Annotated in this window: 7 protein-coding genes; 2 read left to right on the top strand and 5 right to left on the bottom strand. The window is 65.8% G+C overall.

What is annotated here, in order from left to right; all coding sequences use genetic code 11:
* The coding region (locus NU1_RS00595) for a hypothetical protein (protein WP_157551909.1) at positions 1-188 on the bottom strand (188 nt) is incomplete at its 3' end.
* Between the two features lie 123 nt (positions 189-311).
* Positions 312-725 carry a DUF5318 domain-containing protein gene (locus NU1_RS39905; protein ID WP_084520855.1) on the bottom strand — a complete coding sequence of 138 codons (414 nt, stop codon included), beginning with the start codon at positions 723-725 and terminating at the stop codon, positions 312-314.
* Positions 726-1,009: 284 nt separating this feature from the next.
* Here NU1_RS39905 and NU1_RS00590 point away from each other — a divergent pair, with 284 nt between their 5' ends.
* Both NU1_RS00590 and NU1_RS00585 read left to right on the top strand, forming a co-directional pair.
* Entirely contained in the window at positions 1,010-1,567 is a 558-nt protein-coding gene (locus tag NU1_RS00590; protein WP_067516189.1) for a PadR family transcriptional regulator, read from the top strand.
* Positions 1,560-2,660, top strand: a complete 1,101-nt coding sequence (locus NU1_RS00585) for an inositol-3-phosphate synthase (RefSeq protein ID WP_067516187.1) — start codon at positions 1,560-1,562, stop codon at positions 2,658-2,660. The genes NU1_RS00590 and NU1_RS00585 overlap by 8 nt, the downstream gene beginning before the upstream one ends.
* A 217-nt stretch (positions 2,661-2,877) precedes the next feature.
* Here NU1_RS00585 and NU1_RS00580 read toward each other — a convergent pair whose 3' ends face one another.
* The 3 genes from NU1_RS00580 to NU1_RS00570 form a co-directional block, all read right to left on the bottom strand.
* Positions 2,878-3,303 (bottom strand): GyrI-like domain-containing protein, encoded by a 426-nt coding sequence (locus NU1_RS00580; RefSeq protein WP_067516185.1) that lies wholly within the window; start codon positions 3,301-3,303, stop codon positions 2,878-2,880.
* Positions 3,304-3,313: 10 nt separating this feature from the next.
* On the bottom strand, positions 3,314-3,784 hold the full coding sequence (locus NU1_RS00575) for a GyrI-like domain-containing protein (protein WP_067516183.1): 471 nt from the start codon (positions 3,782-3,784) through the stop codon (positions 3,314-3,316).
* A 168-nt stretch (positions 3,785-3,952) separates the two neighbouring features.
* A complete protein-coding gene (locus NU1_RS00570) occupies positions 3,953-6,157 on the bottom strand; it encodes a transglycosylase domain-containing protein (RefSeq protein WP_067516209.1) in 2,205 nt (734 codons plus the stop codon).
* Positions 6,158-6,373 lie beyond the last annotated feature (216 nt).

The raw sequence follows: 6,373 nt of genomic DNA, 5'->3' as shown, positions 1-6,373 counted from the left end.
TGGCGGATATCCGCCCGCACCGCCCGGCTGTGGAGCCCGTCGAGTCGGCTCGGCACCCGGTCCCGGACGACCGGCAGCACCGGGCTGCCGTCCCGGTGGCGGTCCGGCCGGTCGCGGCGGCGGGTAGCCGCCGGGACCGGGTTGGGAACCACCACGCTGGGGGCGGCCGCGGGGCGGTCCGTCGTCATAGGGCGAATTCACAGCCTGGATCTCCAATAACTCGACTATTTCGGGTAGCTCGGGCGGTCGCGCGCGCGTAGGTCATTGCCGCTCGCGCGCGTTGCTCCGCGGTCAGCGGTCTGCGTGGCCTTTCATTCGGCGGCGGTACGACGAGTACCAGCGCGTCGACGGCCTGCGGGCGCTGGGGCGCTGCCCAACACATAGGACTGCACCAAATGGTTCCAGCTACAGGTCCGGCATACCTCGACGACGTGTACCGAGAACTCTTCGCGAGATTCGGCCATGCGGACCAGTTCCTCGGGCGTCCGGGCCGAGCCCGCGACAGGTCCCAGCCCGTCGCCGAAGACCCACGATACGAGAGTCAGCTGCTCTTTCCTGCAAATCGGGCATGTGACCTCGCTCCCCCGCCCGTGAAACTTTGCCGCACGCAACAGGTACGGATTGGCATCACACACCTCGGCGACGGCGATTCGGCCCGCATAGACGTCGGCCAGCAGCGACCTACGCCGAAGCGCATAGTCCACTACCTGCCGCTGAATTCGCACGGGACCCAGAGTACTTGCTCTCGACGCCCACTCGCCGGGCCAGTTTGAGACGTCCCTTACCTCGACCCCGCTTGTTCGCGGCCCGCCCCGTTCTGGACTGAGTGGAGCGGGGGAGCGAAGCGGAGGAGCGGAGGGAGGGAAGAACGGGGTTACGAGGGCCGCGAACCGCCCGGAGCGAAGCGGAGGGCAATCTGACACAGCGCTAGATGTATCGGTCCGATATAGTTTGGAATCGCATCCATCGGTTAGGTCTGAAAAGAACAGTCAGGAGGGGGTGAGGCCCGGTGCTCGAGTTGGCAATCCTCGGGCTGCTCCTCGAATCGCCCATGCACGGCTATGAGCTGCGCAAGCGATTGACCGGTCTGCTGGGTCCGTTCCGGGCCTTCTCCTACGGGTCGCTGTATCCGACCCTGCGGCGAATGCAGGCCGACGGTCTCATCGCGGAGGAGACCCCGCAGGGGATGGTCACCCGTCGTGCCAGGCGGGTCTACCAGCTGACTGACGTCGGGCGGGAGCGGTTTGCCGAGCTCCTGGCCGATACCGGACCACAGAACTACACCGACGACGGCTTCGGCGTTCATCTGGCCTTCTTCAATCGCACCCCCGCGGAAGCGCGGATGCGAATTCTGGAGGGGCGGCGGAGGCAGGTCGAGGAGCGCCGAGAGGGACTGCGGGAGGCGATAAAACGAGCCAGCGGGCAGCTGGATCGCTACACCCGCCAGCTCCATCAACTCGGTCTCGAATCAAGCGAGCGCGAAGTGCGCTGGCTCAACGAGTTGATTGCCGCAGAGCAATCGACGAAGGCGGCACCACAGAAAGAGGGAAACACCGGCCATGAGTGACATCAATACGGCTGAGGGCGCCACCGAAGTTCGCGTGGCCATCGTAGGCGTGGGCAACTGTGCATCTTCTCTGGTTCAGGGCGTGCAGTACTACAAGGACGCTGACGAGACCGCGACCGTTCCCGGTCTCATGCACGTCAGGTTCGGCCCCTACCACGTGCGTGACGTGAAGTTCGTCGCCGCGTTCGACGTCGACGCCAAGAAGGTCGGATTCGACCTGTCCGATGCGATCTTCGCGAGCGAGAACAACACCATCAAGATTGCCGACGTGCCGCCGACCGGTGTCACCGTGCAGCGCGGTCCGACCCTCGACGGCATCGGCAAGTACTACGCCGAGACCATCGACCTGTCCGAGGCCGATCCGGTCGACATGGTCAAGGCTCTGAAGGACGCCAAGGTCGACGTGCTGGTCTCCTACCTGCCCGTGGGTTCGGAAGAGGCCGACAAGTTCTACGCGCAGTGCGCCATCGACGCGGGCGCTGCCTTCGTCAACGCGCTGCCGGTCTTCATCGCCTCCGATCCGGTCTGGGCGAAGAAGTTCACCGACGCCGGTGTCCCCATCGTCGGTGACGACATCAAGTCCCAGGTCGGCGCGACCATCACCCACCGGGTGATGGCCAAGCTGTTCGAGGATCGCGGCGTGCAGCTCGACCGCACCATGCAGCTCAATGTCGGCGGCAATATGGACTTCAAGAACATGCTCGAGCGCGACCGCCTCGAGTCCAAGAAGATCTCCAAGACCCAGGCTGTCACCAGCAACCTGAAGAAGGACATGGGCGAGGGCAATGTGCACATCGGCCCGTCCGACCACGTCGGCTGGCTCGACGATCGCAAGTGGGCGTACGTGCGCCTCGAGGGCCGCGCCTTCGGTGACGTGCCGCTGAACCTCGAGTACAAGCTCGAGGTCTGGGATTCGCCGAACTCGGCGGGCATCATTATCGACGCCGTGCGCGCCGCCAAGATCGCCCTCGATCGCGGTATCGGTGGACCGGTCATCCCGGCGTCCGCCTACCTGATGAAGTCCCCGCCGAAGCAGCTGGCCGACGACGTCGCCCGCGAGCAGCTGGAAGCGTTCATCATCGACAGTGTCTAATTTGCCTCCGCTTCGCTCCGCCGGTTCGCGGCCCTCGTAACCCCGTTCTTCCCTCCCTCCGCTCCTCCGCTTCGCTCCCCCGCTCCACTCAGTCCAGAACGGGGCGGGCCGCGAACAACGGGGTTGGGGCGGCGCGGAGAGGGCAGTGAGGCAAGAGTGCGTAAGGGCGGGCCTGCGAGTCAATCGCGGGTCCGCCCTTAACGTTTCGACTGCTGAGTCAGTCGAGAGAGACGTACACCTCGACCGAGGCCGGTCCGGTGTAGCGCTCGATCTCCGCGGTATGCGAGCGCGTAATCGTCCCCGCGCTCTCGGCCTTGGACACCTTGGCCCACGCCGTGCGCAGCAGATCGTAGGGCTTGTCCGTCACAACGAATTTCGCATAGCGACCCGACGGAATCCGGGTCATCACATCGCCGGTGTCGAGTTCGTCGAGGTCGGTCAGTTCATAGCCGAGGACGGCTACCGCGTGGTCGTTCTGCCCGATATACGCGGCGACGCGGGGAACGGCCTTCTCCCGCGACAGATACCGGTCCCAGGTGAAGTTGACCAGATCGAGGTCGCGGGCGGTGACCTCGCGTCCGGCGAGCGGGACGGTCAGACCGCCGACGAGCGATCCGTCCAGGGTCACGATTTCGAAGTCCACAGCCAGCCCCCTACGCCTTATCTCGACTATCGGTCGAGCTCGGATCCAGTGCCACGAACACTTCCACCGTGCGGGAGTCGGGATAGTGCTCGAAATCCCCGGTGTAGGCGCGCACGATCGCGCCGGTCGCCTCCAGATCCCACACCGCCCGCCAGATCGACACAATGGTGTCGCCCACATTGTCGCCGCTGCGGGTGAACCGCGCGAAGAGACCGGCGGGGATGCGGGCCAGCACATCACCGGGCAGTAGGTCGTCGAGGCTCGCGCAGCGGTAGCCGACGATATGGGTGAGGTATGAGCCGATCTCGGGTGCGTGATCGACGTATGCGGTGGCTGGAGGTCCGGGCAGGCTGCGCGTGAGGTTGCGTTTCCACGCCTCCTCGACCTTGGCGCGGCGCGGTCCCTCGACCGCGAGCGCCGGGCTGCGTAGCACCGTTCCGGCTACCAGCGTTTCGTGGCGTTCAACGACATTGAAATCCACCGGCGTCGCCCCTATGTCTCGCGTTGTATCCCACCCGCATCTGCTCCCACCCGCATCCTGCCACCGCCCCGTCGAGTAGCTGGCACCGGTGGCCGGTTCCCACCATATCGGTGGGCGGGCGCGGATGGGTCCGCTAACCGTTATTCATGATCAACAGTAAACCGGGTTTCAGCCGGGAACCGGGATGCTGAGTCCGGGGAAGATCTCCACCTGCCGCGGCGGCGGGGCGGGCGGGATGATCACCACGGGCTCCTGCTGGGCCCCGGGCTGTGGGTTGAGTATGTCGAAACCGCCCGACGACGAACTGTCGCTGACCGGTTCCGGATTCGGGAATTGTTCCACGGGAGTGCCTTCCAACGCACCGTCCATGGTCTGCTTCCAGATATCGGAGGGTAGTCCCGAACCATAGACGCGCGCACCACCCCTGGTCCGAATCGGTTGCGATTGTTCGGTTCCCACCCAGACCGCGGTCGACAGCGACGGGGTGAAGCCGACCATCCAGGCATCCTTGTTCTGTCCGGTCTCACCGAGCTGGGTGGTACCGGTCTTGGCGGCCACGGGCCGACCACCGGCCAATCCGTGGCCGTTGGAGTAGGCCGCGATGGGCAGCATGGCCTGGGCCGTGGTGTCGGCCACCTTGGCCGGGAACCGTTGCTGCGCCGGCTCGGCGCCGTCCTCGCGATCGAGCAGTACCCGGCCGTCACCGGTGATCACCTTCTGCACGAAGTACGGCTTGCGGTAGGCGCCGTGCGCGGCGATGGTCGCGTACGCCGACGCCATATCGATGGGGCGCACCGAATACGCGCCCAGCACGATGGCGGGCAGCGGCAGCCCGTCCTCCTCGGTGAGGGTTTTACCCGGCACCCCGGGAATCCGGTCCGGGATACCGGCCTGGTGCGCGGCGTCGGCAATGCCCTTGGGCCCGGAGAAGAGGGCTTGGGACAGTCGGTAGAAGCTGGTGTTGAGCGACCGTTTGAAGGCCTCGGCGAGAGAACAGGTGCCACACGATTCGTCGTTGACATTGGTGATCCTCTCGCCGTTCACCGTGATCGGCGCGCTGTCGAGCTTGTAGGACAGCGTAATTCCCTGTTGCAGCGCCGAGAGGACCGCGAAAGTCTTGAAGGCCGAACCGGTTTGCAGTGGGGCCTGCGCGAAGTCGAAGCCGATACCGTCCGAGCCGCCGTAGTAGGCGCGCACCGCACCGCTGCGCGGGTCGATGGACACCACCGCCGTGCGCAATTCGGCGGGCTGTCCGCCGAGAACATCGCCGACCGCTTCGAGCGCCGCCTGCTGGGCCCGGGCATCGATGGTCGTGATGATCTGCAGCGCACCGGTATCGAGCTCGTGCTCGGAAATGCCGGAGGCGCGCAGTTCCCGCAGCACCTGGGTTCGGATCAGGCCCTCCGGTCCGCGAGCGGAGTTATCGTCGACGAGCTCGGTGATCGGCCGGATATCGGGGAATACCGCCGCGGCCCGCTCGGTGCGCGACAGCGCGCCCAAGTCCACCATGCCGTCGAGTACGTAGGCCCAGCGGAACTTCAGGTCGTCGAGATGGGTTTCCGGATCCAGTGCCGACGGGGTCCGCACGAGGGCGGCCAGGACCGCACCCTCGGCGAGGGTGAGTTCCGGGACCGGTTTGGCGAAGTACGCCTTGGCCGCCGAGCCGATGCCGTACGCGCCGCGACCGTAGTAGATGGTGTTCAGGTACGCGGCGAGAATGTCGTCCTTGGACCATTCGCGCGCCATTTTGGCGGAGATGATGAGCTCGCGCATCTTGCGGTTCATGGTCCGCTCGGAGGTCAGGAAGGCGTTCTTCACATACTGCTGGGTAATGGTGGAGCCGCCGCCCGCATCCTCGCGCCCGGACAGATTGTCGCGGGCGGCGCGCAGGAACGCCGTCACCGAATAGCCCGGGTTGGTATAGAAGTTGCGGTCCTCGGCCGAGAGCATGGCCAGCCGCACCGGTTCGGGCACCTCGGCGAGCGGTACCGGGATCCGATTACCTTCCGGCGGAACGACCTTCGCGATGACCGTGCTGCCGTCGGCGGCGACAATGGTGGCGATCTGATTGGTCTGCACCGCGGTGGGATCGGGAATCTCCGCGCTCCAGTAGGCGAGCCCCAGAATCAGCGACGGGACCGCCACGAAGATCAGGAAGAGTGACAGCAGCACCCGGCGCAGCCGTTGTGCCCGGGTGCGGGTCGGACGTCGCGAGTCACCGTCGCGATCGGCTGGTTTCGTGCGCTTACGCGGCCGACCGCGGGGTTCGGACTGCCGCGGCAGCGGTGCGGTATCCGACTCGTTCCATCCGGCCATGCTGGAATATGGCGGGGGCTCCGATTGGCGCCGCTTTCGGAACGAGCTCACGAGCATCTCCTTCTGGAGCGTCGACACAGCTTGCGTAGGAAGAAACAGCTTGCGTACGGGCGAAATGCCGGGCCCAACACTCGGTTTTCGCGAGACGCCGGGCGGCGCGACCCATGCTAGTGGAACGACCCCTTCAGACCGGAGAATTGGCCACCGTCGCTCCCGTCATTCCGGCCCCGGGATGACGAGGGCTGAGCGCGCCGGGACGACGAGAATTCAGTG

The sequence above is a fragment of the Nocardia uniformis NBRC 13702 genome (genome assembly GCF_001613345.1).
Lineage (GTDB): Bacteria > Actinomycetota > Actinomycetes > Mycobacteriales > Mycobacteriaceae > Nocardia > Nocardia uniformis.
This window is presented reverse-complemented; position numbering and strand designations above follow the sequence as displayed.

What these genes read in the sequence shown, in the direction of transcription:
- NU1_RS00570 (WP_067516209.1), bottom strand. Translation starts at nt 6,157, where the DNA reads ATGCTCGTGAGCTCGTTCCGAAAGCGGCGCCAATCGGAGCCCCCGCCA.
- NU1_RS00585 (WP_067516187.1), top strand. Translation starts at nt 1,560, where the DNA reads ATGAGTGACATCAATACGGCTGAGGGCGCCACCGAAGTTCGCGTGGCC.